The following is a 24,912-nucleotide window of genomic DNA, read 5'->3' as shown; positions in this document are numbered from 1 at the left end:
AGCTCCACTGACATCCGCTGTCAGTGAAGCTATTAAAGCTGATAATATTCCATTAAGTCCGCCGCAACAGCAACAAGTCTGTCTTTCAGGCTCTGCGGTTCAATAACTTGAATGGATTTCCCATAGGATAGGAGGAGATGCGGGACATACCTCTGAACGGATTGTTCCTCAAGTACGAAGATGGCCTGACAGGATGTCCGCTCTTTCAGATGATGCCCCAGAAACCAATGCATGCATAGATCATCCAGTGCCTCTGCCCTGCCTCCAATAATTACAGAAGTTAACCCTTCTTTGCCCGCTAGATCAGGCAGCAGATTCTGCATGAAGAACTCACGGGCTGAGAAAGCTTCGTCACGCTTAAAGTTCCTTGGCGTCCGCTTGATGGTCAGAATCCGGTCTGCCCGAAAGCTGCGGATCTCATTCTTCAGGTGGCAAAAGCCAACGGTATACCATTTGTTGTTCCAGTACAGAATTCCATACGGGTCTATCACTCTATTCTTAGCGTGCTCCTCACGGCCTGTACGATAATTAATCTCTACAGAGAACCCACTCGCCACAGCCTGCTCCAATTCCGCAAGCACCGGCTGAATAGAAGGAGGACCCAGGCGGTTTATAACTTCAAATCCGGCTAAATGGCGGCTGAGTGTATTTTCCTGCTCCTGATTTGAATACATTTTCAATTTTGCAGCCGCATTGTCTAATGCTTCGCTCATTGGGTATCCGGCTTCTTTTGCAAACATAGCAGCATGAAGCAGTGCCTTCTTTTCTTCCATATCAAACAACAGAGGTGCCCGGATAAAATGATTCAGCAGGCTGTACCCGCCATTATGACCCGCGTCCGATATGATAGGCACTCCGCTGGCACATAGCGCATCTATATACCGGTACACTGTGCGGATATTGATTTCTAACTTCTCGGACATTTGTTTGGCAGTGATTTTCCCGCCGGAGTTCAGCATCCATAGGATAGCCAGCATATTATCGTTTTTGGGCATACAGTCACAACACCCCCCGCCGCAGCTCATAGAAATACTGTACCACCGGATGCTTCAACTCCACCTTCTCCGCCATACCCAAAATCCGCTTTTTCCCGACTCTTCGATCCACCAGCGCAAGAATATTAAGTACCATATCACTGCTCTCCAGGCTTTCCTCTATAGGAGTAGTCAGGAACTTATTCGCAACCACGATGAAATTCGATTTAACGAGTGCAGCTTGTGCGGCCAAAAGCTCTTTGGCGTGTTCCGTACTTTTTCTGCTTCTGGCCATTACGATTAGGCGATCCTCCGGCACGGGTCCCTTGGTGGTTTGCCTGACCGCCTCTATATCGTCCTTGCTGACAGGAATCAGGAGTTCCGGATCATTCTTAATCTCCAGCTCTGTCTGATACCATCTGATCGTGTTCGATTTATCGCCCATATTGAGTATGCTCTTCTTATCCACCGAGATATAACAGATTCCCGATTTATCAGGAAAATAACGGTAACCTGGTGCGCGGTATTCTACCCTACCCGCTAGCGCAGGACTGAGAAAGCCCTCCAGCTGCTGCTTCAACTTGCTCCAGGACATGTACTCCCACCTTCCATATACAAAAATGAGGAACGGCTTGCTGGCTCCGGGCTCGTCCCTTCCCCATCATCCGATCCTCAGTCTCATGTCTATTCTATTTGCTACTTGAATCAGCGAATCAGTATGTCCAGCTTAGCAATGACATCTGAAAGAATGCTCTGTGGTACTTTACAGATGAACGCTGCCTGTCTGGATTGCCAATCGAGACTCTTTACTTGATCCGCAAGGATAACCCCTTCAATGGGTAGATCCTGCGGTATGACTACTTCAAAGGGGTAGCCCTTTGGTTTAGAAGCTACCGGACAGAGCAAGGAAAGTCCGACTTTACCATTATAAGAAGCAGGAGACACGACCAAGGCCGGGCGTTTGCCTGCCTGTTCATGCCCCGCTTGCGGGTGGAACTGCAGCCATATCAAGTCACCCCGATCCGGTACATACCCGCCCGTTACCATATTTCCCGTCCTTGCTGCCCGCCTGTAGAGACCTCATTATGGAGATTTTCCGGGGTGACCCGGGACAGGATTTCGTCCAGTGTGGCCGACTTCGGCTTGATGATAAGATGTCCATCTTCCACATCAAGATCGACTTCGGAGCCTTCCTCAATACCGACCTTTAGAGCAAGCGATTTAGGAATGCGAATGCCCAAGCTGTTGCCCCATTTCTGAACCTGAAACATAGAACCGCCTCCTAGAATGTATAAACAAAGTGTAAACAAAGTAATTTGAGAAGTCAAATCATGTCGAGGATATATAAAACAGAGGAACGGCTTGCTGGCTCCGGGTTTACCCCATCCCATTCAGCCGATCCTCACACTTTTTACGTCTATATCTATTTTCTACACGGATTTCTAGAATCCTGGCCGCCTAATTCCCAAGCTCGTCCGCACCGTCCTGCTCTCTGCTTCCAAACTCATCGAGCAGCGCGCGCACTTCACGGGTAGACTTGGTGTTCATTAAGTTATTTCTTAACTCACTTGCTCCGCGGAAGCCGCGGACATAGATTTTGAAGAAGCGTTGCAGCGGGCTGAACGAACGCGGCTTCGTATTGTTTACATACTATCTCTAGAACCATTTTTTTATATTGCTCTATATCTCCAATTTAGTACATACAACAACAACATTTCGGTCGATTTTGTTATGTTGCTCTTATATCTTCAAATTAGAGCATACTACAATCAACATGTATATACTTGCAATTATCAGAGCTCACTTTTTGTGAGGAAGGAGCAGTCAAAGATGGATAAATGGCCACCTATCGAAAAAATACATGAGGCGTACAGCGCAATCGCAGATGAACGTGTCGTTCTAAGCGAGGGTACCGCAAAGGTTGCGTCCTCCAATCGAGCAAAAGAATATACCGTTACTTGGCGGGACGGATTTTATACTTCCAATGACAACGCCTCCTACTGGCAGGGCTACGCCGGTTATCCGATGATAGCTGTGCTGCTGCTGCAAGAAAAACTAACGTTAAATCGTTCAGTTGCCGCCTACTTCACAGGAATCAACTGGACGGAGCTCAACGCAAAATATAAATCCAAGTTTGCGAAGGCTGTTGCTGAGATTATGGATGGACTGAAAGAGGAAGGCGTGGATTGCATTGCTATAGACAACGAGATAAACGCCGTCTACGAACAAATCAAACAGCTAGATATCCAAACCAAACGCAGCAGTGTAAAGCCACCGAAGTCGAACGACAAGGAGCAGTAAAGTAGTGGTCACGTCAATAAGAGAACAGATATTTGAGCAGAGCGAAACCCCAAGCGCTCCAGTTTCATCTGCACTAATTCCAAACATCAATAATATGCTTGGTGTCCGCCTCCCCCCGCTACGAAAGCTGGCAAAAGAAATAGCGAAAGACGATTGGCGCTCTTATCTTAACCTCCCTGAAAACCAGTTTTTTGAGGAATTCATGCTACAGGGGATGGTTATAGGTTATGTAAATACAGATGTCGAGGAGTTACTGCACTATATCGCCAAATTCATACCACAAATCGACAATTGGTCGGTTTGTGATAGCTTTTGTGCCGGATTAAAGTTTACCCACACAAATCTGGAGCGCGTATGGGATTTTCTAATGCCTTACTTCAGAACTGATAAAGAATATGGCAGCAGCTTGGGCTATTTCAATTGCTTTTGTAAAATTTCCAGAACCCACATTGGCATTTTTGAATCAAAATGAACTGGATGATATAACCTACAATAAAGCATTGCAGAAAATAACGGAATCCTACCGCGTAGACAAAAATACTAAATTAATGATTCGAAACATGAAGCGCTAAGAAAGGTGACTTTCGTAATCTTGCTCTTATATTCCCCAAAAAGCACAAAGTCTTTTTTACGGGATATACTTAACACGGAGGTGAAAAAAACATGACCAATCGCAATCAGATGAATGTAGAACATGATATTCCTATACTGCGGCATAGGGAAAAACCGAAAGAACCTGACACGGTGACAGACGAGCAATGGCAAGCCATTATCAACAACGACGCGTCTTACAACGGTAAATTTTTTTACGCTGTCAGATCAACGGGGATTTTTTGTTATCCTTCATGCAAATCCAGACCTCCAAAAAGAGAGCATGTTGGCACCTACAAATCTGCCGATCAAGCATTAACGCAATTTCGTCCTTGTAAACGATGTAAACCTACCGGAACGCGATTGCCGAATGAAGAATGGATCGCAACGGTGACGGACTACATCAATCAAAATTATAATAAGAACTTAAATCTGGAGCATCTCGCGGAAATTTGTCATGGTACGCCTTATCATCTGCAGCGAACATTTAAGAAGGTTGTAGGAGTAACTCCATCTGTGTATATTCAGAATTTACGAATTAATTACGCCAAGCAAATCTTGATTAAAACGGAAAAACCAATCTCAGAAGTTGGGGAAAGTGTGGGATTGGTTAATCCTCCTTATTTTATTACGTTATTCAAAAAAATTATTGGAACTACACCGGAAGACTTTCGCCATTGGCACAAACATAATACAAAGGAGACTGTGAAAATGTCAAATGACAATCAATCCATTAATTGGACACTGCTTACACAAGGGGAATGGAATTTGCATATCGCTGTTACTGATGAAGGGCTTTGTTTTGTAGGTTCGAACAATCATCCCTATGAAGAACTGGTGAAATGGGCAACGGTTCATTATCCAAATAAAACGCTAGTCCAGGATGATGAAGGCTTACTGCTCTATTCAAATGAAATTGCACAGTATCTTCAGGGAACACGCAAATCTTTCAGTTTTCCAATTGTCGTAAAAGGCACCCCATTTCAGGAGGCGGTATGGAGCGCACTTAACCAAATTCCATACGGGGAGATACGTTCTTACTCTGATATCGCAACACTCATAAATAAACCATCGGCGGTGCGGGCAGTCGGTACAGCAATAGCGGATAATCCCGTTCTTATTACAATTCCATGCCATCGTGTAATTGGTAAAAATGGAGAACTTAGCGGTTATCGGGGCGGAAGAGACATGAAAACGAAATTACTTGAATTGGAACAAAGCGGCTTTAACAAAGAAGGGAGTGGCATGAATGTCTGAGCAATCTGACATATCATTGACCAATGTGGACTGGCAAGCAGTGCATCAGTTCCTTGATGAGCATGGTTATGCAAGGTTGCCTCGTTTAATTGATTCAGATGTATGTTCATCGCTTATAGAGGGTTACGACGATGATGAACTTTATCGTAGCACAATCGACATGAAACGCTATGGATACGGGATCGGGGAGTATAAATATTTCAATGCTCCTCTTCCGGCCGCGCTTCAACAAATGCGTGAACAATTGTATCCGGAGCTTGCCAAAGCGGCCAATCGGTGGTTAGAAAAATCGGGTCAAGCATCCAGATATCCTGAATCATTATCTGACTTTTTACTTCAATGCCATCAAGTAGGTCAAAATCGTTCCACGCCATTAATTCTGAAATATAATTCAGGTGGCTATAATTGCTTACATCAGGATCTTTATGGGGAAATATATTTCCCTTTCCAAGTCGTTTTTACACTGAATCAGCGAGAAAAGGATTATACAGGCGGTGAATTTTTGCTTGTTGAGCAAAAACCACGTGCTCAAAGTAGAGGCCATGTAATTGCTTTGAATCAAGGAGAAGGGCTTATCTTTCCAACTCAATATCGTCCGGTTCAAGGCAATCGTGGGTATTATCGGACAACGCTTAGACATGGTGTTGGCACCATTCACTCCGGCAACAGATATAGCATGGGAATTATTTTCCATGACGCAAAATAGTTGAAAACCCACAATTCACTGTCTGTAATTAGTCTGAATTTCCTTGCTAACAGTAAGATTAGTAATATTTCAAAGCATCCTGCAAATCATATTGTTTTATTGAAAATATGCTAAGCAGTGAGTGAAAAATAGTATAAATTCAAGAAAAAGGAGCTGGTTATCATTTTTAATTCATCAAGTAATGACCCATATTTGCCTCTTGAGTACAATACTTTTTCACTAAATATAACCACCTTATTACATTAATATACAAAGATCGGAGAATGCAATGAAAGCGAATCGAATGGAGGCATTTAGCGATGGTGTTTTGGCAATCATTATTACGATTATGGTACTTGAATTCAAAACCCCTGAAGGCAATGAAGGGCATGTTCTACTACCGCTCGTACCGAAAATTATAAGCTATATGCTGAGCTTCATTTATATCGGAATTTACTGGAATAATCACCATCACTTGTTACACTTAATTAAGTATATGAATGGAAAAATCATGTGGTTAAATTTATTACTCCTTTTTTGGGTTTCTCTAATACCATTTACAACCGCATGGATGGGAGAAAATCAATTTGATCCCACACCAACTGCAATTTACTTTATTATTCATTTGTTGGCGGCTACTTCCTATTTGTTATTGCAACATGCTATTTTGGGTCAGCATCACAAAGAATTCCCACTTGCTAAAATTATTGATAATGGATTTAAAAATAAAATCACTCCTATACTGTACTTTCTTGCTGCTGTTTTTGCCTATATTAATATTGCATTATCTTTTTTATTTTATGTTATTGTAACCGCCATTTGGTTTATTCCAGATAAACGTATCGAATCTGCATTGGAAATTAAATAACTGGACAATGAAAAGTTCTCACGTTTAAGAAGCAATCGAATCCGCATCAGAAGAGGCTGATTTTTGATAACAGAATGTGAATTAAAAAGGAGGGTTGTTGTCCAGTTTAATTCGGCCATCCTCCAGAAACAGAATCAATTTATCCCATTAATTTAGGCAGTAACCTATCGCTTCGCCAATTTACTTTTGGACAGCGTCCGGTTTAGCCCCCTCCCCATTCAGCCGATCCTCACACTTTTTACGTCTATTCTATTTTCCACACGGATTTCTAGAATCCTGGCCGCCTAATTCCCAAGCTCGTCCGCCCCGTCCTGCTCTCTGCTTCCAAACTCATCGAGCAGCGCGCGCACTTCACGGGTAGACTTGGTGTTCATTAAGTTATTTCTAAGCTCACTTGCCCCGCGGAAGCCGCGGACATAAATCTTGAAGAAGCGTTGCAGCGGGCTGAACGAACGTGGCTTCTGGCCCGAATACTCATCATAGAGATCCAGATGCAGCCGCAGCAGATCAAGCAGTTCCGCGCTGCTGTGTTCCTTCGGCTCCTGCTCGAACGCAAACGGATTCTGAAAAATCCCGCGCCCGATCATAATCCCGTCCACACCGTACTCTTCAGCGAGCCTCAGGCCCGTCTGACGGTCGGGGATATCACCGTTGATGGTCAGCAGGGTATGCGGTGCGATCTCGTCACGGAGCTTCTTGATCTCCGGAATCAGCTCCCAGTGGGCATCCACCTTGCTCATTTCCTGCCGGGTACGCAGATGAATCGACAGATTCACAATGTCCTGCTGCAGGATATGGGTTAACCAGCCGCGCCATTCACCCAGGTCAGTGAACCCGAGTCTTGTCTTGACACTGACGGGCAATCCCCCGGCTTTGGCCGCCTGGATAATCTCCGCTGCGAGCTCGGGACGGCAAATCAGGCCGCTTCCCTTCCCGTTCTCTGCTACATTGGCTACAGGACAACCCATGTTAATATCGATGCCCTTGAAGCCTTCCTCGGCCATGCCGATGCTCATCTGGCGGAAGTATTCCGGCTTATCGCCCCAGATATGAGCGACAATCGGCTGTTCATCCTCTGTATAAGTCAGACGCCCGCGCACAGCATGGTGCCCCTCCGGGTGACAATAGCTCTCTGAATTCGCAAACTCCGTGAAGAACACATCCGGTCTGCCCGCTCTGCTTACGACATGGCGAAACACGACATCCGTCACATCCTCCATGGGTGCCAGTATGAAAAAAGGGCGTGGTAGTTCACGCCAGAAATTATTCATCATATTAAAAACCTCTCTATAAATAACAAGATAATAAAGCAAATTATATCATAATCCCGGGACAAACATACTTACCCAATAAATTCATATAAGACGGAACGGCTCGCATATGGTAAAATAAAGCAGAATTCACTTTCCAGGTGAATGTAACTTCAAGCGATTAAGAAGGAGAATGAATATGAGAATATGCAGTGACAACGCTCCGTGCAAAGTCTGAACCGGACGAAACTGCACGGAGCGGATTAAGTTCGTCCGATCGGCTTTGCACTTTCATTGAATCGTTAAGAATTCATTGAAAGAGGAGCAGAGTCATGATAACAACATTCAAAATGAACCTCAGGGAGCTTCGTACTTTCCTGATTTTATGGATTACACAGTCCTTCTCGGCACTGGGCAGTGCAATGACCGCCTTTGCCCTGGTGATCTGGTCTTATCAGCAGCATGGATCGGCTCTGACCAGCGCTCTGTTGGTTATCTGTTCCTACGCACCTTATGTCCTGCTCAGTATCTTCGCAGGTGCACTGAGCGACCGGTGGAACAAGAAGGCTACGATGCTGATCAGTGACAGCTTTGCGGCACTTTGTACCTTTACGGTCCTTATACTGATGACAATGGGTAAACTCCAGATCTGGCATCTGTATCTGATCAATACCTTAACTGGCGTAATGAACACTGTACAGCAGCCGGCGTCGGATGTAGCCATTAGCCTGCTGGCTCCGCAGCAACATTACCAGAAGGTCAGCGGAATGCGTTCCTTTTCTAATTCGCTGGTTACCATATTGACGCCTATACTCGCCACTTCAATACTTTCCTTTACCAGTATCCGGGTTGTGATCCTGTTTGATTTGATTACCTTTGCCACAGCATTCATGGCATTGCTGTGCTGTGTCCATATCCCGCAAGTTCCCAAGCGGAGCAACACCGATAGCGAGACCCTATTGCAATCGGCTTCAAGCGGCCTGCGGTATCTCAGGGATAACCGGGGAATTCTGGATTTGATCCTTTTTTTGGCCGTGATCAATTTCACCGCCTCCATCTTCAATGCTGCCCTGCCCGCAATGATGCTCTCACGGGCGGGTGGCGGAGAGCTGGCGCTGGGTATGGTCAACGCTGTTACAGGGATAGCCATGATGCTTGGAAGCATTTCGGTTGCTATATTGCCGCCGCCCAGAAGCCGGGTCCGGGTCATTTGTAATTGCCTGCTTTTCTCCATGAGCACCGAGAATTTCTTCCTTGCCTTTGGCAGAAGCACGCCTATATGGTGTTTGGGTGCAATCCTCGGATGGATATTCATTCCTGTTATGAACGCTAATATGGATGTGCTGTTCCGCTCCACAATTCCTATTGAGATGCAGGGGCGTGTCTATTCGGCAAGGAATACCTTACAGTTTTTCACCATTCCATTGGGATATCTGTGCGGCGGTATATTGGTAGACAGGGTGTTTGAACCCTTTATGGCAGGGCAGCCGCTAGGCAGCCTGTGGGTCTCACTGGTCGGAACAGGCAAAGGCTCCGGAGCAGCTTTGCTATTCCTGGCCATCGGAATTACCGGTGCATTATCTTGTCTGCCGTTCCGGGCGGACAAACATATCTGGAGGTTGGAGGAATAGCTTCTTCTCCCCCAACTGCAATTAGCACAGGGCAGCCGTAGAGCTGCCCTGTGCTTTTCAATTTCGCGCCGTATCCCAATCACGCATGTATTAATATAGATGTTTCCAATTATTCATAATTCATCCTAATTCTGATGAATACGTTAACATCCTGATCGTATGCTATAAAGTCTGACCTCACTGAAATCACTTAGAGGAGGAAAATGGATGTCGTTCAGGTTCCGGAAACTCAGTGTATGGTTTACAGCTTTGTTATTGCTGGCAGGTGCTTATGCATACCCGGGTTATGAAGTGAAGGCTGAAGGTGCAGCAGGCTATTACCACACCTCAGGCAACAAAATCGTGGATTCCGCAGGTAATCCCGCTGTATTCAACGGACTGAACTGGTTTGGCTTCGAAACTGCGAATTACTCTCCGCATGGGCTGTGGTCCCGTTCCATGGATGATGTGCTCGATCAGATCAAGACGGAAGGCTATAACCTGATCCGGCTGCCCTACTGCAACCAGATGTTCGATTCAGGCTCTGCGGCCAATAGTATCGATTATGCCAAAAACCCTGATCTGACCGGCCTTACGCCGGTGCAGATTATGGATAAACTGATTCAGAAGGCCGGGAACCGCGGCATCCGCATTATCCTTGACCGGCACCGGCCGGATTCCGGCGGGCAATCGGCGCTGTGGTATACGGCGGCCTATCCAGAAACCCGCTGGATCAGCGACTGGGTGATGCTGGCGCAGCGCTACGCAGATAACCCAACAGTCATTGGAGCCGATCTGCATAATGAACCGCATGGTACGGCAAGCTGGGGGACAGGAAATGTCACCACAGACTGGCGGCTGGCCAGTGAACGGGCAGGCAATGCGATTCTCGCCGCGAATCCGAACTGGCTCATCCTTGTCGAAGGCATTGAAACCAACGTTCAGGGCAACTCCAGCAGCTATTGGTGGGGCGGGAACCTGACCGGTGTGCGTAATTACCCCGTCACGCTTACAGTACCGAACCGTGTGGTCTATTCCCCGCATGATTATGGTCCCGGCGTTGCCTCACAGACTTGGTTCAGCGCCGCCGACTTCCCCAATAATCTGCCGAAGCTGTGGGATGATACCTGGGGATACATCAGTAAGGAACAAATTGCCCCGGTTCTTGCCGGAGAATTCGGCGGGCGCAGCGTGGATACCCTCTCGGCGGAAGGGAAATGGCAGCATGCGCTCGTAAGCTACATCGGCCAGAACAATCTCTACTGGACGTACTGGAGTCTGAACCCGAATAGCGGAGATACCGGAGGGCTGCTGCTGGATGACTGGACCTCCTGGAATGCGCCGAAGCAGGCTATGCTGGATCTTATTATGAAGCCGGTCACCTTCACCCCGATTGGTGATCCTGGCGGACCCGGGGAAGGACCGGGATCGGGCGACCCTCATGCCACATTGCTCTACCGTGCCGGAGAGACGGGGACGGCCGTTAACTCGATCCGGGCCAGCCTGCAGCTGAAGAACGAGTCTGCTGTCTCTATTCCGCTGAATGACCTTACGATACGTTATTGGTACACCAGAGACGGAGGTGCCGCTCAGACGCTGGAATTTGATTATGCGGTCATCGGCAAAGAAAAGCTGCTGACGCAGATCGTCCCTCTGACTACACCGCGGGCAGGGGCCGATACCTATGCGGAGATCGGATTCACGGCGGGTGCAGGCTCACTCGCAGCTTCCGGCACAACCGGGGACATCCAGTTCCGCATTCATAACACTAACTGGTCGAATTACAACCAGGCCGATGACTATTCGTTCCGGCCGGCCCTCACCAGCTATGCCGCGAATGACCGCATCACCGTCTATTATCAGGGCCAGCTGATCTACGGGATTGAACCCTAATTGTCTGAATTGACCATAGCTGGCAGGCTGTGTAGTGGGTACGCTTAAGGTGCATCAGCACCTTAAGGGAGGATGAAAGAAATGTATGAGCACCATAGACAGACACTGGAGAAGCTGGCGGGGAAGCTTGAGAGGGACCCTTCCTGTCTGGCGGTAATCACCAGCGGTTCGGTAGCCCAGGGAACGGCCAAGGAAACCTCGGATGTGGATGTTCATCTCGTAGTAACTGATGAAGCCTATGAAGAGTATGACCGGAAGAATATGCTGTCCTACGTGGACCGGGAAGTCAGCACCTATGAAGGCGGATACGCCGATATCAAAGTGATCAGCCGCCGGTTCCTGGAGCTTGCCGCCGAGCGGGGCAACGAGCCGACGAGGTATGCTTTTACCGGTTCAAGCGTTGTATTCTCCAGAATCCCGGAGCTGGGCGAACTGGTCGCCCGAATCCCTGTCTATCCTGAAGAGAGCCGGGAACGCAATCTGCGGGACTTTTGCGCCCAGATCTTCCTGTATGCTTTCTATTTCGCCAAAGAAGCGGCCCGGAAGAACGACGCCTACCTGCTCGCTCATACCGCCAGCAATCTGGTTTTCTTCAGCGGACGAATGATTCTCGCTTATAACCGGAGGCTCTTTCCAAGCCACAAGGGGCTGCTGGATGCTGTAGATGCTGCAGAAGTTAAGCCGAAGGACTTCCGTAAGCTCGCCACAGAGCTGCTGCAGGCACCCGGCGCCGATAAGAGTATGCGCTTCGCCGCGAAGGTGCTGGCTTTCTATAATCACGGCCTAACCTTCGAGCAGGCGCTGGGGATTTATGTGCTGAACAACGAGCGCTCCTGGATAGAGCAGCCTCCTTCCTTGCAGGACCGTTAATACCAAACAGCGACTCTCCGTTGATGGAGAATCGCTGTTTTGACGTTTGGACTATGGATGGATGGGTTGCTTCATAGATAGACCCGGTGCTGCTGCGCCTCGGCCATGATCAGGGATTGAAGGTGTACCCTTTCCCATGTCGCTTCCAGCTGCTCTGCCCTTTGCCCGCTCATTATTTCTGCAAAAGCCTCCAGCTGATTGACATAATAGTTCATCGGCGCGAATTCACACAGGGTGCTGCGGTTGTCCGGCAGATCATGCCGTATCTTGATTTTGTAGAAGCCTTTGACCGGCCGGAAGAAATCCGGGACCGTCAGCACCGTATGTTCGAAATACAGCGTATGCGAAGCCCGGAAAGGCAGCTCGAAGGAAGTGAGACACTCGGCCTCCAGACCGTTCTTATATTGCAGCGCCGCCTGAAAGGTCCAGTCACAGCCCTCCGGCCCGTCAAACGCCGACTGCGCCCTTATTTCACTAGGCTGAAGACCGATAAGGGCCTGCAGAAACTGCAGCCAATAGCAGCCCAGATCGGCAAAAGCGCCTCCGCCCTTCGCCTTGACACTGCGGTAATTCCCGGCATATCTGTCCCTGGCAGGTACGGATATTCTGGTACTAATCCTGCGGAGAGGACCGAATTCCCCGGAGTCGACTATAGATTTCAAGGCTTGCTGCCAGGGGTGGAAGGCAATCATCAGACCTTCGGCGAGCTTCGGAGCGTCGGAGCTTTCCCGTACCAGCCGTAACCGTTCAGCTTCTCCGGGATGCAGGCACATCGGCTTCTCTACCAATACATGCTTCCCCGCCTTCAATGCCCGGACTGCCCATTCTGCATGCAGCTCATTGCTGAGTGCAATATATACCCCATCCAGACCGCCAAGCTCCAGCAGCTCCTCCAGACTGTCCGCCACATAAGGAATCCGGTAAGCTTCCGCCAGCTTCACTGCCTTATCGAGCGTACGGTTGGCGATTGCGGTTATCCTGACCTTCTCCACAACCCTTGCAGGCTCCAGTAGGGCCGGTACAGCAATGTTCGAGGCACCCAGGATACCGAGCTTATAGGCCGGCTGATCACACCCGCTCTTCATACATGCGTCAGCGCCGCATAGGTATTCAGGTACAGCACATTGCATTTGGAGCAGGCCGGCGACAAGCCCTCATCCAGAATCCGCCGCAGCCTGTCATAGCGGGCAGAATTCCATATTTCCGTCAGCGGCTGCTCCTTCACATTGCCAATAGCCAGCTCGCCAAAAAATTTGCACGCACTCACCATCCCGTTCGGAGCAATATCCACCCGGGTACTGAGCGCCAGACATTTCGACGTACTGCGGGAGAGCATCGGCTTGCCGGCCACAAAATCCTCGATTTCATCAAAGTCTAGCCCCGGCTGGTAACGGATTCGGGTATTATGCCAGGTGTTGCTGTTGATCCGCTTCAGGTCTTCGGTCAGCCTGGTGACATTCTCCGGCTTGATATGGTATTTGAAGGCATGCCAGCTGCTCCGGTGATCCGGCGGAAGCTCGGCCAGCCACTGGAAGTGTTCATCGTAGAAGCGGTCCATCTCCAGACTGGTTTCCGCAGAGATGTACCACGGGAAGCAGAGCAGGACCAGATCGACGCCCTTGTGCTCAAAAAACTCTACCAGCTCGTACAATCTACCGATCATATTGTCATTAATCACATTGTGCACAGAGATCCGGCCGCGGAAGCGGCCTTGCTTGCGAAGCTCGAGCAGCCGTTCTACGCTCTCGACCACCTTGTGAAATGAACCTTTGCCGCGCAGCAAATCATGCTCCTGCTCGAACCCCTCGATCGGAATCAGCAGCTCCAGATTGTCGGAGATTGCACACAGCTCTTCTTCATACTTAGGAATCAGATAGGCATTGGTACAGATCGTAGTGTCCCGGGGATGCTCTTGCAGCAGCTCCAGAATCTGCTTAGTATTCCGGTGAAACAGCGGCTCGCCGCCCCATAAATACAGGCGGGACTGCGCTTCATCCGTCTCCTCCAGCAGCCTACGGATCATCTCCACATCCATATCCAGATTCTGCTCGGCGGTGTCCATATCATGATGATAGCCGGATTCATTCCATTGGTAGCAATGCTTGCAGCGGAGATTGCAGCGGTTGGTCAGCTTCAGCGACATAATCTCCGGCATAACGGTTTTGAACCCTGGATCTAGCTTGCGTTCCCTGTGCGGGACCACCACATTCTTAATCGTACGTTTCAGGGCCTCAAAGGACTTGGCGTCCAGGCTCACTCTACTGGTAGGCTGCATTAGCTTCTCCCTTCTGCTGCGGATAGCTGCTCCGCATAGCTTGCCGCATAATCCGGGTACCGGCCCCTGGCTGACCGGAGGTTGTCCGCCAGCTTGCGCAGCTCCTCACGGTCAAAGCCCGATTCGGCCCACTCCCCGTAACGGATGCCGTAACCCAGCTCCACCCACAGATCGCTGTTAATCTTCTCATGCGGGCCGAAGGGGTCCAGCAGCACCAGCGGTGTGCCCGAAGCCAGGGAATCAATCAAGGCTCCGCCTCCCGGCTTGCTGATGACTGCGGATGCCTGCCGGATGACGCCATACATCCCGTCCTGGTAGTTACGGCAGGGCGGATAGCGGTCCGGCTGGCTGCCGGTTACCTCGGCAAAAGGCGGGAAAGTATACTCCCCGCTGCTGTCACGCTTCCAGGTCCGCCACTCCGGATCGTTCATATAATAACGTCTTCCATGGATGGCCGCTCCAATCTCCTGAGCACTGTAAGCGGCGATATCCAGTTCATACCCTGCCGACTCCAGGCTGTCAAACTTCTCGCGGAAGGTTCCAATTCCCCAGCCGCCGCCGTGAACAACCAGTCTCCCGTTCCTGGCCGCAGCGGGCAGCGCTTCCGCGGGTCCGGCGTCTATGCTGCACAGAATCTCCTGTTTCTCGGGATCATACATGCTTACTTCACGGTAGTTTTCTGCGTAACGGGGGTTCAGCCTGCGGAGGTTCTTCCACGACGGCGAGAGATCGGCATCAATATAGAGCAGATCGGCTTCCACCGGAAAACCGGCTATCTCCCGGTACCTGTCCATCACATGCACCCAGTGCCCGGATAATACAATGAAGCGCTGCCGTTCTTCCTGCTTCCATCGCTGAAATAACTGTTCAACGGCTGCAGCATCCAGGCTGCTCCGGATATCCGACGGTATTTTCTGTGAGGTCAGGGCTACGGCGAAGCTCTGCTGGTACGCCTTGCGGCTGTTGTCCGTCTGCTGTTTTTTGCTGTCCGGCATGAGTGCTTCAAATACTTCAATCTCCGCCTGGAGGCCAAGTGCGGTTAGTCTCCGTTCAATCAGCAGGCCGGGGACATAGAAGCCCAGACCAAAACCAGAACATAGAATAGTCACGGTGTTATTCATTGGAGGGTCCCTTTCTTTATCGCAGTATAGTGTAGCCCGTGCGCAGAAGCGATTCATCCAGCTTGCGGGTGATTCTGTTCCTGCTGTCTTCATCCCGGTAAGCGAGTGCAGCATACAGCTTGCCTTTGGAGGAACCTGAACCGGTGGACCGGGAAACGTCAGGAGGCTGGAGTGTGCCCGAAGCCAAAGGAATCACACCTTCCCCCGCTCCCTGCGAAAATAATATGCCTTCCCGCTCAAGCCGCCCCAGCAGATCTGCATAATGAACCTCACCCATGGTTGCCAGCGGCACCTGTAACAGGCAGGTATGCATTCCCTCCTGCTTGAGCTGGCGGTCTACATTATGCTTGATCAGACTCATCGACTTCCGGGCATTGATCTCGACCAGAGGGGCGAGGCTTCCGTCACGCAGTAGCATGGAATCCACGCATACATCACCGTAATAACCGTCTGCATACAGCTCCCGCCCAATGCTGTGCATGGTTTCCCAATACCCTTCCCGGTCCAGCCTGTCTAACAGAGACGGCTCCGGGGAATGTGACTCCCCGAAGGCAAAACCATGGTTAACCAGCTGCTGAACGGACAATATCGAGATCCGGCCTTCCGGATCAATGTGAAATTGGCAGGAGAAGTCGGTCTCCCGGTCCAGCAGCGGTTCGAGCACAAACCGGATTCTTTTGTCCCCGTTCCGGCTGGACTCCAGATACCCGGCCATTCGGCGTAGTATCCGCTCAGAGTCCACGAGCTGATTGCCTTTGCCGGATACACCATACTCATCCTTGATCAGAAAATCCCCCTTCTCCAGCAGCGCTTGTCCTGATTGCAGCAGCTCTTCCACACTATGGACAACAAGAGCGATATTCGGCAGCAGCAGCCTGTCCCGCATAGCAGCAGAATAGGTTTTGGTGTTCACTAGGCGTACAGTCTGTTCATCCGGGAGAACGGGCCGAAGCTTATACCGCTTAATCGCCTCATGCGTTCCGGGAAGCACGGCAAAGGGCTCAAGCCATGCTCCTTCCGGTATTAAGCTGTCAGGTTCCTGCCCGGGGTTCAGCCTGCCCAGCAGTTCAAAGACATTCAGTGCGTTCTGTGCTGTGCCGGGTACCTCCGCTCCCAGGGTTAACGGATTCCTATTCGTCCTGAATGAATAATTGAGAGATTGCAGATAGTCATATTGGGCCTTGTCCATCCCCTGACGGGTTAATAGAATATCTCCGCTCCCGCAGAAGACAAACAGCATCTCATCCATGGCCTGTACGATAGCCAGAGCCTTCGCATCAGGAACAGACGGCAGAGCAGCCAGGTCTTCCTCCCGCCAGTAGCGCTCCGACTCCAGGCTGCCGCAGTGTACAGCGTGCTTCATCGTACGGCAAGCTCGGCGACATACGCAGAGAAACGGTCCACCGATTTCAAATGTTCAAGATCAAAGGTATCAAAGTCTACTTCGACATCGAATACGTCTTCGATTCTCAGAATAAAGTTGATGATTTGCAGCGAATCCAGTGCGGCGTCCAGCGTCAGATCGGAAGCTCCGTTCAGCGTCTGAAGCAGGCCCGGTTCCTCTTTAATTTCAGCGATAATCTCAATGACCTTCTGCTGCATGTGTATACCCCTTTCAGTATGCATATTAGAAATGAATAGAATGAATATACCAAAAGAACGACTGTTAATATATGGTTGAATACGCCAAAATATTCAGATATACTAGGATGGATTCCAGGTGTCTATCATAAGGAAGCAGGAAACGGAGGTTTGTGTTATGGAAGTTTTTCCGGTCTTTACTGGGGAATATCTATTTGACTCCTGTTCGCCGGTACAAATGCTCCTGACTCAGGAAACGGTTACTTCCGTACGTCATCAGCACGATTTCGTAGAGCTCGCCTATGTGGTTCAAGGAGAAGGCATCCATCTGGCAGGCGAGGATAAAATGCAGGTTATGCAGGGGGATTTGTTAGTTATACCGCCCGGAGTCTCCCATGTCTTTCAACCGCAGGATCTGACCGGTGCAGAGCCGTTCCTCATCTTCAATTGTATGCTCAGGCCTGAGCTTGGCAGGATTCTCGGCGGGCTGCCGGAGCCCTTCGCTGAAGAGGAGATGTTCCCGCTCCTGAAGCTTCTGGAGGTGAAGCAATGGTTCGGGTATAGAGGCAAAAGCATGGAGCTTGCCTTATTGCTCCGCCGTATGCACGAGATGCAGAGCTGCGGCTCACTTAGGGATAACCAACAGCAGTTATATCCGTTGCTATTCGAACTGGCGGACCTCATTATGCCCGCAGCCGCCCTTCCTTTCGCTCAGCAGTCCGGGATGGACTATGATCCGCTGCATGACGTCATCCTGTATATGATCAGTCATTTCAGAGAGAAAATCACGCTGAAGGAGATGAGCCGGCAGATTGCCGTGAGCTCCCGCCAGTTTCAGAGATTATTCAAAGTGAAGACCGGCAGATCCTATATCCAGATGCTCCAGGAAATCCGGATGAAATATAGCTGCCTCCTGCTGATGTTCACGGAGCTTGGGGTACAATCCATTGCGCTTGAGGTCGGAATTTACGACATGAAATATTTCTACCGGCTATTCCGTGAATATAGCGGTATGACCCCTGCTTCCTATCGAAACCGGTTGCAGAGTCACTTTTTGTCGGCGAAGGAGATGATGAGCAGTGCTGAACATTGCTCCCATTAAGAGTACCCCCTACCCTACCCTGCGCAGCTGCATCGATGACTGCATCCAGTCTGTTGCGCAGTGGCAGGGAGCGGACAGCAAGTGCATGTACGGCAATGCCTGGCAGATGTCCTTTGCAGCACAGCAGTCCCCGGATCAGCCGTTGATTGAGCGGTTAATGCTGCCGCGGATCAGTACAGAATCTCTCTCTGCATACCATGGCCTTACATTCAGTTACATAGAACGGAAGGGTCCGGCCATGGATAAGAACTTTATGCTGGACCTCCTGGAGAGCCGGCTGTCTTCGGGAATGCCGGTGCTGGTTGGCTTCGATTCCTATGACTGCCCCTGGTGCGTGGCCTTCCGCAGGCTGCATACCAGCCATGCCTGTCTTGCCGTTGGTCTGGACCGGCCCGGCAACATCATCTATCTGACGGATGCCTATTACGGCAAAGAGCTTGAAGCCATAGATTTCGATATCCTTGAGCAAGCCTGCCATTTCTATGCCTTATTTGACCGTTGTGAGTCTACGCATTCATACACGGAATGGCAGACTACGCTTCAAGGAATGCTGACGAATCAAGCCAATCAGGTTCAGCCGGGCGAGGTTGCTGCTAATCTCCAATCCTATGCCGGGACCTATCTGCACACAGGGATTCCCGCCGATAATTCTGCCGAAGCCGGTTCCCGCTTCAAGCTCTACGCCAACGCCCTGCCCATCAGCCGGATCCGGTTCAGCCAGTTCCTGCAGTTGCTTAACCGCGAGGCCTCTGTACCTGCACTCTCCCGGGCCGCCGAGGGCTACCGTCATGCAGGCGAGCAATGGGATCTGATTAATCAGTTTATGATCAAGGTGATGTGTTCCGGCAATAAGCCTGCCGGGCGGCAGAAGATTCATAGAAGGATGTGTGAAATCATCAGTCTGGAGGAGCAGCAGCTGGAGGAATTGGTACAATTGACGATGCAGGCTGGACGGGCCCGGTAAGTTCGTTAACAATCATTATTAATGGACCATGATTCAGCATATGTACAAAAAAGAAGACCCCAGGAGCTTGCAGTTTCCTGGGGTCTTCTTTTTCATTTTTGGGGGAAATAGGTTGAAATTGGTGGATTTCCACATTAATATTATGTCAAATCTGTCTCCCGCCATCTGTATCACCTTTACCTGCCCTCACCAACCAAGCCACCTACAAATCACTTGCTTTTTGACAACAGCTGGCTCTATCCTCTCTGGAAAGTGTAATAGAATAGAAGAAGTATAATAAACTCAGATGCCAGCTCAGTATGAGCTTATCATCATCACATCATGAAGGAGGAGGCATTCGTGGCATTTATTCCGTTAAACTGTCCCAATTGCAGCGGAAGAATTGAATACAAGGAAGGTGCGATCCTCAAGTGTCCCTATTGCCATACAGAGCTTCTATTGAAGCAAAATCATGTCTACTATGTGGATCAGACCATTAACCATTATCACGGGACAGTTCCTGAGGCCACGGCCACGCCGAAGCCGTCCTTCTCCATCTCCGTCCCTCTAAGGCTGGTATTGATCCTGCTGCTCGTCATATCCGGCGCCATCGGTACTTATTTCTATTACGGCTTAGACTCCCCTCAGCACACAACAGAAGCCAATCTGTCTGTGCGGAAGATGCCCGAAAGCGAGGTCCTGCTCTCCTTTTTGCGGGAGATCTTGGATAAAGGCTCTGCGATGCCGACAGAAGAGGAATTGGCCTCTCTGCGCTATTTAACCGTGGATCGTTCGGAGAATGACCAGTGGCGTTTCACCTACAGCCTCTCCGATCCCTTCAGCAATGAACGGGCCGAGAAGATCACATATGTTACCCAGGACAAAAGAATGAATACCCAGCGGATCGATCAGCGGGATTTTGAGGCCTTTAAGGGGCTGACGGCACTGAACCTGACGAATAGCTACGAAATCTCCCAGGCGGACCAAACAACGCTTGCCCATATGGCCGGATTAAAAAGCTATGGCGGCGCCTTTAACGAATCCTTCAGCAAATTTTCCCGCTACTTTGGCGATAAGTCTAAAATTACGGAGCTAACCACCCAGCTTCGCAGCAATCAGGAATTGGTGATGTTGCTGGAATTCCCCAATCTAAGCACTCTGTCTATAACCTATGTGGATGAGTCGGTAACGGATTTTCATTTGCTCCATAAGCTGCCGCTGAAGTCCCTGTCGCTTACCTTTGTCGATGAACTGGGGTGGTTATCGTCCATGACCGGACTGTCATCCCTGGCCATCCATCACAGTGAAGCCACAGACCTGCAGCCGCTGTACGCCTTAACCCAGCTTCAGGAGCTTCACCTTTCTTATCTGACCAATGTAAAGTCCATCGACTTTGTGCAAAACATGCCTGCTCTGCAAACGCTTGACACGGAAAATTTGAATTTTTCTAATCTGAAGCCTCTGGCCGGAAAGACTTCCATTACCACACTCCGCCTGGCTTCCTTAAGCCAGCTTAGCTCGGTAGCGGCCGTGAACAGCCTGCCCTCTTTGCGGGAATTCACGTTGTCCGGGTACTACGAGAAGGCAGAACCGCTGACATTGCCGGGCGTAAGGCAGGTCGAAATACCCGGCGACTTTCTCCCCGGGCTGAAAGCGCCTGCCTTAACCGCCCTGACGATCCGGGGCGGAAGTGCGGAGCTCGATATGGCCGCTCTGGGGAAATTCCCGGAGCTTGCGCAGCTTACTCTCTGGGACATCGACGAAATGGCCCAGCTTGACGCCCTGGACGACTTGACCCGCCTGCAGACACTAAGCATCTACGATTCGTCGCTGTATAAGGAGAGCGATGCCTTATTTCGTTTGAAGCAGGTGAATACTCTGGTATGCTCGGAGTGCCGTCTGGATTTCGGACAAAAGGCAGGCGCGGCGAACAGCGTGCTTGAGCATTTGACCTTAGACCGGCCCTCTTTTAGCATGAACAATAACTCCGTCAGTGAAGTTGACCAGGCACTTCCTTATTTCGCCAACCTGTCCGCTCTGCGTTCCTTCACCCTGCAAGACAGCAATTTGGCTTCTCTGGAGTTCATGAGCAAGTGGCAGGCCATCGAAGAGCTTCACCTGGAGAACAATGCCATTTCTAATATAGAAACCTTAAGCCGCTTGCCTAATCTGCAAAAGGTATTTCTGGCCGGCAATTCCGTGTTGAACAAATCCGTGCTTGGTGCGGACGTGCATGTATATTGATTTCCCTGTGTGACACAAGATAATACCTGATGAAATTGCTGTCCAATAAACGCAAATAGACCGCCCCCCTCTCGCAAAGGCATGCGGTCTATCTGTCGTGTCCTGTTTGTTGCGGCCTACCGCCCTTAAAATGGCTATTGCAAAGAGAGTCATGCTAGCGCACGGCTCTTTTTGCTTTGTACGCTCGTTCTGCTTTTACTCTACCGCAGAGGTTACGACTGTTGACACCAGTGCAAAAATAAAGACGCTTCAGGAGTAATTCCCGAGCGTCTTCTTGCTTGCTTTGATGTCGAAATATCTCCAGTTACTGGCGATTATCTTGATTTTTCACACCACATTTGCACCAATGTACAATTGGACACACTGTCCTACCACGCAGCTGTATCAGCGAACAAACCGTTGATACATAAAGGATTCCCACCTTGTACTACTTCCGCTCCAACCATGCCACTGACTCCACATGCACCGTATGCGGGAACATATCCACCGGAGTAACCTCCACGGTTCTGTACCCGCCATCTTCCAGGACCCGCAAATCGCGGGCCAGTGTCGATGGATTACACGACACGTATACCACACGCTCCGGCTTCATCAGCAGGATCGTTTCCAGCAGACGCGGGTCGCAGCCCTTGCGCGGCGGATCGACGACGATGACGTCCGGGGTGATGCCCTGCTCTTTCCAGGCAGGGATAACATCCTCAGATGCACCGACTTCAAACTTCACATTGTTCATGCTGTTAAGCTTCGCGTTGGTACGGGCATCTTCGATCGCTTCTGGCACAATTTCCACGCCGTAGACCTGATCAGCATGCTGGGCCAGGAACAGCGAGATGGTTCCGATGCCGCAATAGGCATCGATTACGGTCTCGCTGCCGGTTAAGGCTGCGTATTCCAGAGTCTTACCGTACAGCACCTCGGTCTGTACCGGATTCACCTGGTAGAAGGATCGCGCCGAGATCGCGAACTGCACATCCCCGATGTAATCATAGATCACATCGCTGCCCCATAATACGCGGGTATCGTTACCGAAGATTACATTGGTCTTCTGGGTGTTGATGTTCTGGCAGATGCTCGCCACTTCAGGAAGCTGCTCACGGATACTGCCGAGCCAGGCATCCAGATGCGGGATGTCCCGGCCATTGGTTACCAGCACCAGCATCATCTGGCCGGTGCGGAAGGCCTTCTTCACCACAACGTGGCGCAGCAGACCGCGGCCGGTCTCTTCGTCATAGGCGGTGACCCCAAGCTCACGGCCGAGGCTCTTAACGGTGGCCACGACCTTGTCATTGTCCTCATGCTGGATCAGACAGGTCTCCATGTCGATGATCCGGTGACTGCCGCGTGCGTAGAAGCCGCCGACCAGACCGCCATCGGTCACGCCGATTGGTACCTGAGCCTTGTTGCGGTAACGCCAAGGCTCGTCCATGCCGAGGGTAGGCAGAACGCGGATTCCTTCAGCCTGAGAACCTGCAGCATCTGCGCCGGATTCAGCACCGCCTGTTCCGGTGCCTGCACCTCTACTTGCCGCACCCGCCACCTGCAGCTTCCCGATCCGCTGCAGATTGTCCACCACCAGCTGCCGCTTCCACGCCAGCTGGGCGGTATAATCCATATGCTGCAGCTGGCAGCCGCCGCATTGATCATAGATCGGGCAAGGCGGCCCGATCCGGTCTGGGCTGGCCTGCACCAGCTCCATCAGCTTGGCATAGCCATACTGCTTCTTGGTCTTCAGCACTCTGGCGCGGACCTTCTCACCGGGGAGCGCACCCTGCACAAAAAGGGTAAAGCCCTCTACGCGGCCTACCCCTTCCCCTTCATGGGTCATGCCGGTAATATCGAGCAGGACCTCCTCATTCTTATTCACTGGCAGTCCGGCGACAGAGGCCGGTCTTTGTTCCCGGCGGCTTGTGCTGCGCCCGCTGCGGTGTTTACTCATGGGTATAGGTTCACTTCTTTCATTATCTTCACTATTAATCCTGTTAACCTTAATAATAGCTCATTCATTTATCCGAATCATCCCGTTTAAGCTCTTTAAACAAAAAACTCCAGCCCAGCGCCGCTAAGCTTGGAGATCAGTAGCCTATATGAGCAGTACATCCACAACATGACTTCAGGTTCGTAAAGACAATCCTCGTGATCCTTACGGACCGTACAGCGCTTATTTCCTCTCCCACAGGCATTTCTGAGGTGATAGACCACATATAAGGGCGCTGGTGTCCGTTAGCTTGCGTAAAAGTGTCTTTTGGCGGAAATAAGAGCCACTCAGTCCGTTACCGGCTGGCGGCCTCTCCCGGCAGGCAGCTCCTTCCGATCCATGAGCTCAACCGGGTGTCTCTGCTGCCGGATTCTGCTAAGTCTAATTATTCTGCGCGAAGATCCGCAGATGATGTGGCAGAATACTGAAATTGCCCGGCAGGGTGCCGCCGAGTTCGCCGTCCAGATTAAGCTGAACGTAGCCTGGAGAAGTAACCTCCATCGCATCTGTACGGAAATGGATCACCTTCTTGTCATTCAAGTGATCCCCGCGGATCGTAAGCCGGACCAGCCGGATGAATTCGGCCAGGTTGCATTTCTTGACGGCAATTACGTCGAGCAGACCGTCATCGATTCTGGCACCCGGGGCCAGCTTCTCGAAGCCGCCCACGGAGTTGGTATTGGCGATCAGGAAGAGCATGAATTCGTCATGGATCATCTCCTGGCCGTTGGCGCGGATGTACAGCTCCTGCGGGGCAAGGCTGGCCATCTTCTCAATGCCCTTCAGGTAATAGGCAAGCTGCCCCATCATGGTCTTCAGCTTACTTGGAACCTCATAGGTGAGCTCCGTCAGCTGGCCGCCGCCGGCTATATTAATGAAATAACGGTCATTAGCTTTGCCGAGGTCAATCAGGCGCGACTCCTGGCGCAGAATCAGATCGCAGGAATCCTCCCAATTCTTCGGAATGCCCATGGCCCGGGCGAAATCATTCGTAGTCCCGAGCGGTAATAAGCCGAGCGGGGGAAGGTTAGGCTTCTCAGCCATCCCGTTGATTACTTCATTGAGCGTACCGTCGCCTCCGGCAGCTATGATCAGATCATAAGTACCGCGCTCTACAGCTTCTGCAGCAGCAGCTGTGGCATCGCCCTCTCCGGTTGTTGCATGGCAGGAGGCTTCTATGCCGCCAACATCCAGCCGGTCCAGAATATCGGCGAGTCGTCTTTTCATTTCTTCCCGACCTGAGGTGGGATTATAAATCAATCTCGCAGTTTTCATTACCGGAACGCCACCTGTTTATATAATGGATAACTTTACTGATTATACCCAATTCAGTACCCCACAAGCAATGTCAGGGAACTGAAGGAGGATTATA

22 protein-coding genes and 3 pseudogenes are annotated in these 24,912 nt (G+C 50.5%); 12 read left to right on the top strand and 13 right to left on the bottom strand.

All coding sequences use genetic code 11. The annotated features are described in order from the left end of the window. Nucleotides 1-32 precede the first annotated feature (32 nt). The 5 genes and pseudogenes from PBOR_RS03595 to PBOR_RS36585 all read right to left on the bottom strand — a co-directional run. On the bottom strand, nt 33-995 hold the full coding sequence (locus PBOR_RS03595; protein WP_042210508.1) for a helix-turn-helix transcriptional regulator: 963 nt from the start codon (nt 993-995) through the stop codon (nt 33-35). Between the two features lie 4 nt (nt 996-999). Beyond that, a complete protein-coding gene (locus PBOR_RS03590) occupies nt 1,000-1,569 on the bottom strand; it encodes an SF0329 family protein (RefSeq protein WP_042210507.1) in 570 nt (189 codons plus the stop codon). Between the two features lie 110 nt (nt 1,570-1,679). Then, nucleotides 1,680-2,021, bottom strand: a complete 342-nt coding sequence (gene mazF, locus PBOR_RS03585) for an endoribonuclease MazF (protein WP_042210506.1) — start codon at nt 2,019-2,021, stop codon at nt 1,680-1,682. After that, nucleotides 2,015-2,245, bottom strand: coding sequence for an AbrB/MazE/SpoVT family DNA-binding domain-containing protein (locus PBOR_RS03580; RefSeq protein WP_042210505.1), 231 nt, complete (start codon nt 2,243-2,245; stop codon nt 2,015-2,017). Before PBOR_RS03580 ends, mazF begins: the two co-directional genes overlap by 7 nt. A 187-nt stretch (nt 2,246-2,432) precedes the next feature. After that, nucleotides 2,433-2,609: pseudogene (locus PBOR_RS36585) on the bottom strand (tRNA-dihydrouridine synthase); the annotation flags it as partial. Between the two features lie 195 nt (nt 2,610-2,804). On the opposite strand from PBOR_RS36585, the gene PBOR_RS03575 reads away from it, so the two are divergent. From PBOR_RS03575 to PBOR_RS03555, 6 genes and pseudogenes are all read left to right on the top strand, one after another. After that, nucleotides 2,805-3,275 (top strand): hypothetical protein, encoded by a 471-nt coding sequence (locus PBOR_RS03575; RefSeq protein ID WP_042210504.1) that lies wholly within the window; start codon nt 2,805-2,807, stop codon nt 3,273-3,275. Nucleotides 3,276-3,279: 4 nt separating this feature from the next. Further along, a pseudogene (locus tag PBOR_RS34840) lies at nt 3,280-3,847 on the top strand (DNA alkylation repair protein). Between the two features lie 109 nt (nt 3,848-3,956). Beyond that, nucleotides 3,957-4,568: pseudogene (locus PBOR_RS37525) on the top strand (bifunctional transcriptional activator/DNA repair enzyme AdaA); the annotation flags it as partial. 9 nt (nt 4,569-4,577) lie between these two features. Continuing rightward, nucleotides 4,578-5,123 carry a methylated-DNA--[protein]-cysteine S-methyltransferase gene (locus tag PBOR_RS37520; RefSeq protein WP_081972320.1) on the top strand — a complete coding sequence of 182 codons (546 nt, stop codon included), beginning with the start codon at nt 4,578-4,580 and terminating at the stop codon, nt 5,121-5,123. Further along, nucleotides 5,116-5,829, top strand: a complete 714-nt coding sequence (locus PBOR_RS03560) for a 2OG-Fe(II) oxygenase (RefSeq protein ID WP_042210503.1) — start codon at nt 5,116-5,118, stop codon at nt 5,827-5,829. The genes PBOR_RS37520 and PBOR_RS03560 overlap by 8 nt, the downstream gene beginning before the upstream one ends. Before the next feature lie 268 nt (nt 5,830-6,097). After that, a complete protein-coding gene (locus tag PBOR_RS03555) occupies nt 6,098-6,676 on the top strand; it encodes a TMEM175 family protein (protein WP_042210502.1) in 579 nt (192 codons plus the stop codon). Between the two features lie 284 nt (nt 6,677-6,960). Here PBOR_RS03555 and PBOR_RS03550 read toward each other — a convergent pair whose 3' ends face one another. Further along, complete coding sequence (locus PBOR_RS03550) at nt 6,961-7,950, bottom strand: tRNA dihydrouridine synthase (RefSeq protein WP_042210501.1); 990 nt, start codon at nt 7,948-7,950, stop codon at nt 6,961-6,963. A gap of 308 nt (nt 7,951-8,258) precedes the next feature. Here PBOR_RS03550 and PBOR_RS03545 point away from each other — a divergent pair, with 308 nt between their 5' ends. The 3 genes from PBOR_RS03545 to PBOR_RS03535 all read left to right on the top strand — a co-directional run bounded on the left by PBOR_RS03545 (nt 8,259) and on the right by PBOR_RS03535 (nt 12,299). Then, a complete protein-coding gene (locus PBOR_RS03545) occupies nt 8,259-9,557 on the top strand; it encodes an MFS transporter (protein WP_042210500.1) in 1,299 nt (432 codons plus the stop codon). 207 nt (nt 9,558-9,764) lie between these two features. Next, complete coding sequence (locus PBOR_RS34835) at nt 9,765-11,429, top strand: cellulase family glycosylhydrolase (RefSeq protein WP_052429313.1); 1,665 nt, start codon at nt 9,765-9,767, stop codon at nt 11,427-11,429. Between the two features lie 81 nt (nt 11,430-11,510). After that, on the top strand, nt 11,511-12,299 hold the full coding sequence (locus PBOR_RS03535) for a nucleotidyltransferase domain-containing protein (protein WP_042210499.1): 789 nt from the start codon (nt 11,511-11,513) through the stop codon (nt 12,297-12,299). Nucleotides 12,300-12,370: 71 nt separating this feature from the next. Here the strand turns inward: PBOR_RS03535 and PBOR_RS03530 are convergent, their stop codons facing one another. Genes PBOR_RS03530 through PBOR_RS03510 form a run of 5 tightly spaced genes read right to left on the bottom strand, consistent with a single transcriptional unit; the run spans nt 12,371 to nt 17,297 of the window. Beyond that, nucleotides 12,371-13,384: a Gfo/Idh/MocA family protein gene (locus PBOR_RS03530; protein WP_042210498.1), complete on the bottom strand. Its 1,014-nt coding sequence runs from the start codon at nt 13,382-13,384 to the stop codon at nt 12,371-12,373. Further along, entirely contained in the window at nt 13,381-14,574 is a 1,194-nt protein-coding gene (locus PBOR_RS03525) for a radical SAM/SPASM domain-containing protein (protein ID WP_042210497.1), read from the bottom strand. Before PBOR_RS03525 ends, PBOR_RS03530 begins: the two co-directional genes overlap by 4 nt. Then, complete coding sequence (locus PBOR_RS03520) at nt 14,574-15,695, bottom strand: glycosyltransferase family protein (protein ID WP_042210496.1); 1,122 nt, start codon at nt 15,693-15,695, stop codon at nt 14,574-14,576. Before PBOR_RS03520 ends, PBOR_RS03525 begins: the two co-directional genes overlap by 1 nt. 16 nt (nt 15,696-15,711) lie before the next feature. Then, nucleotides 15,712-17,058 carry an ATP-grasp domain-containing protein gene (locus PBOR_RS03515; RefSeq protein WP_042210495.1) on the bottom strand — a complete coding sequence of 449 codons (1,347 nt, stop codon included), beginning with the start codon at nt 17,056-17,058 and terminating at the stop codon, nt 15,712-15,714. Next, nucleotides 17,055-17,297: an acyl carrier protein gene (locus PBOR_RS03510; protein ID WP_042210494.1), complete on the bottom strand. Its 243-nt coding sequence runs from the start codon at nt 17,295-17,297 to the stop codon at nt 17,055-17,057. The genes PBOR_RS03515 and PBOR_RS03510 overlap by 4 nt, the downstream gene beginning before the upstream one ends. A 157-nt stretch (nt 17,298-17,454) precedes the next feature. Between PBOR_RS03510 and PBOR_RS03505 the strand changes: the two genes are divergently transcribed. The 3 genes from PBOR_RS03505 to PBOR_RS03495 all read left to right on the top strand — a co-directional run bounded on the left by PBOR_RS03505 (nt 17,455) and on the right by PBOR_RS03495 (nt 21,565). Further along, the gene (locus tag PBOR_RS03505) at nt 17,455-18,378 is read left to right on the top strand and encodes an AraC family transcriptional regulator (protein ID WP_042210493.1); all 924 of its coding nucleotides are present in this window, start codon (nt 17,455-17,457) and stop codon (nt 18,376-18,378) included. Then, the gene (locus tag PBOR_RS03500; protein WP_042210492.1) at nt 18,356-19,342 is read left to right on the top strand and encodes a hypothetical protein; all 987 of its coding nucleotides are present in this window, start codon (nt 18,356-18,358) and stop codon (nt 19,340-19,342) included. Before PBOR_RS03505 ends, PBOR_RS03500 begins: the two co-directional genes overlap by 23 nt. A gap of 438 nt (nt 19,343-19,780) precedes the next feature. Next, on the top strand, nt 19,781-21,565 hold the full coding sequence (locus PBOR_RS03495) for a leucine-rich repeat domain-containing protein (protein WP_245648019.1): 1,785 nt from the start codon (nt 19,781-19,783) through the stop codon (nt 21,563-21,565). Between the two features lie 427 nt (nt 21,566-21,992). Here PBOR_RS03495 and rlmD read toward each other — a convergent pair whose 3' ends face one another. After that, nucleotides 21,993-23,501: a 23S rRNA (uracil(1939)-C(5))-methyltransferase RlmD gene (gene rlmD, locus PBOR_RS03490; protein ID WP_042210490.1), complete on the bottom strand. Its 1,509-nt coding sequence runs from the start codon at nt 23,499-23,501 to the stop codon at nt 21,993-21,995. 420 nt (nt 23,502-23,921) lie between these two features. Next, nucleotides 23,922-24,815, bottom strand: coding sequence for a diacylglycerol kinase (locus PBOR_RS03485; protein WP_042133438.1), 894 nt, complete (start codon nt 24,813-24,815; stop codon nt 23,922-23,924). Nucleotides 24,816-24,912: the final 97 nt, after the last annotated feature.

This window comes from Paenibacillus borealis, assembly GCF_000758665.1.
Taxonomy (GTDB): domain Bacteria; phylum Bacillota; class Bacilli; order Paenibacillales; family Paenibacillaceae; genus Paenibacillus_AQ; species Paenibacillus_AQ borealis.
The sequence above is the reverse complement of the archived record's forward strand: the minus strand, read 5'-3'. Positions and strand labels throughout refer to the sequence as shown.

What these genes read in the sequence shown, in the direction of transcription:
- PBOR_RS03595 (WP_042210508.1), bottom strand. Translation starts at nt 995, where the DNA reads ATGCCCAAAAACGATAATATGCTGGCTATCCTATGGATGCTGAACTCC.
- PBOR_RS03590 (WP_042210507.1), bottom strand. Translation starts at nt 1,569, where the DNA reads ATGTCCTGGAGCAAGTTGAAGCAGCAGCTGGAGGGCTTTCTCAGTCCT.
- mazF (WP_042210506.1), bottom strand. Translation starts at nt 2,021, where the DNA reads ATGGTAACGGGCGGGTATGTACCGGATCGGGGTGACTTGATATGGCTG.
- PBOR_RS03580 (WP_042210505.1), bottom strand. Translation starts at nt 2,245, where the DNA reads ATGTTTCAGGTTCAGAAATGGGGCAACAGCTTGGGCATTCGCATTCCT.
- PBOR_RS03575 (WP_042210504.1), top strand. Translation starts at nt 2,805, where the DNA reads ATGGATAAATGGCCACCTATCGAAAAAATACATGAGGCGTACAGCGCA.
- PBOR_RS37520 (WP_081972320.1), top strand. Translation starts at nt 4,578, where the DNA reads ATGTCAAATGACAATCAATCCATTAATTGGACACTGCTTACACAAGGG.
- PBOR_RS03560 (WP_042210503.1), top strand. Translation starts at nt 5,116, where the DNA reads ATGTCTGAGCAATCTGACATATCATTGACCAATGTGGACTGGCAAGCA.
- PBOR_RS03555 (WP_042210502.1), top strand. Translation starts at nt 6,098, where the DNA reads ATGAAAGCGAATCGAATGGAGGCATTTAGCGATGGTGTTTTGGCAATC.
- PBOR_RS03550 (WP_042210501.1), bottom strand. Translation starts at nt 7,950, where the DNA reads ATGATGAATAATTTCTGGCGTGAACTACCACGCCCTTTTTTCATACTG.
- PBOR_RS03545 (WP_042210500.1), top strand. Translation starts at nt 8,259, where the DNA reads ATGATAACAACATTCAAAATGAACCTCAGGGAGCTTCGTACTTTCCTG.
- PBOR_RS34835 (WP_052429313.1), top strand. Translation starts at nt 9,765, where the DNA reads ATGTCGTTCAGGTTCCGGAAACTCAGTGTATGGTTTACAGCTTTGTTA.
- PBOR_RS03535 (WP_042210499.1), top strand. Translation starts at nt 11,511, where the DNA reads ATGTATGAGCACCATAGACAGACACTGGAGAAGCTGGCGGGGAAGCTT.
- PBOR_RS03530 (WP_042210498.1), bottom strand. Translation starts at nt 13,384, where the DNA reads ATGAAGAGCGGGTGTGATCAGCCGGCCTATAAGCTCGGTATCCTGGGT.
- PBOR_RS03525 (WP_042210497.1), bottom strand. Translation starts at nt 14,574, where the DNA reads ATGCAGCCTACCAGTAGAGTGAGCCTGGACGCCAAGTCCTTTGAGGCC.
- PBOR_RS03520 (WP_042210496.1), bottom strand. Translation starts at nt 15,695, where the DNA reads ATGAATAACACCGTGACTATTCTATGTTCTGGTTTTGGTCTGGGCTTC.
- PBOR_RS03515 (WP_042210495.1), bottom strand. Translation starts at nt 17,058, where the DNA reads ATGAAGCACGCTGTACACTGCGGCAGCCTGGAGTCGGAGCGCTACTGG.
- PBOR_RS03510 (WP_042210494.1), bottom strand. Translation starts at nt 17,297, where the DNA reads ATGCAGCAGAAGGTCATTGAGATTATCGCTGAAATTAAAGAGGAACCG.
- PBOR_RS03505 (WP_042210493.1), top strand. Translation starts at nt 17,455, where the DNA reads ATGGAAGTTTTTCCGGTCTTTACTGGGGAATATCTATTTGACTCCTGT.
- rlmD (WP_042210490.1), bottom strand. Translation starts at nt 23,501, where the DNA reads ATGAGTAAACACCGCAGCGGGCGCAGCACAAGCCGCCGGGAACAAAGA.
- PBOR_RS03485 (WP_042133438.1), bottom strand. Translation starts at nt 24,815, where the DNA reads ATGAAAACTGCGAGATTGATTTATAATCCCACCTCAGGTCGGGAAGAA.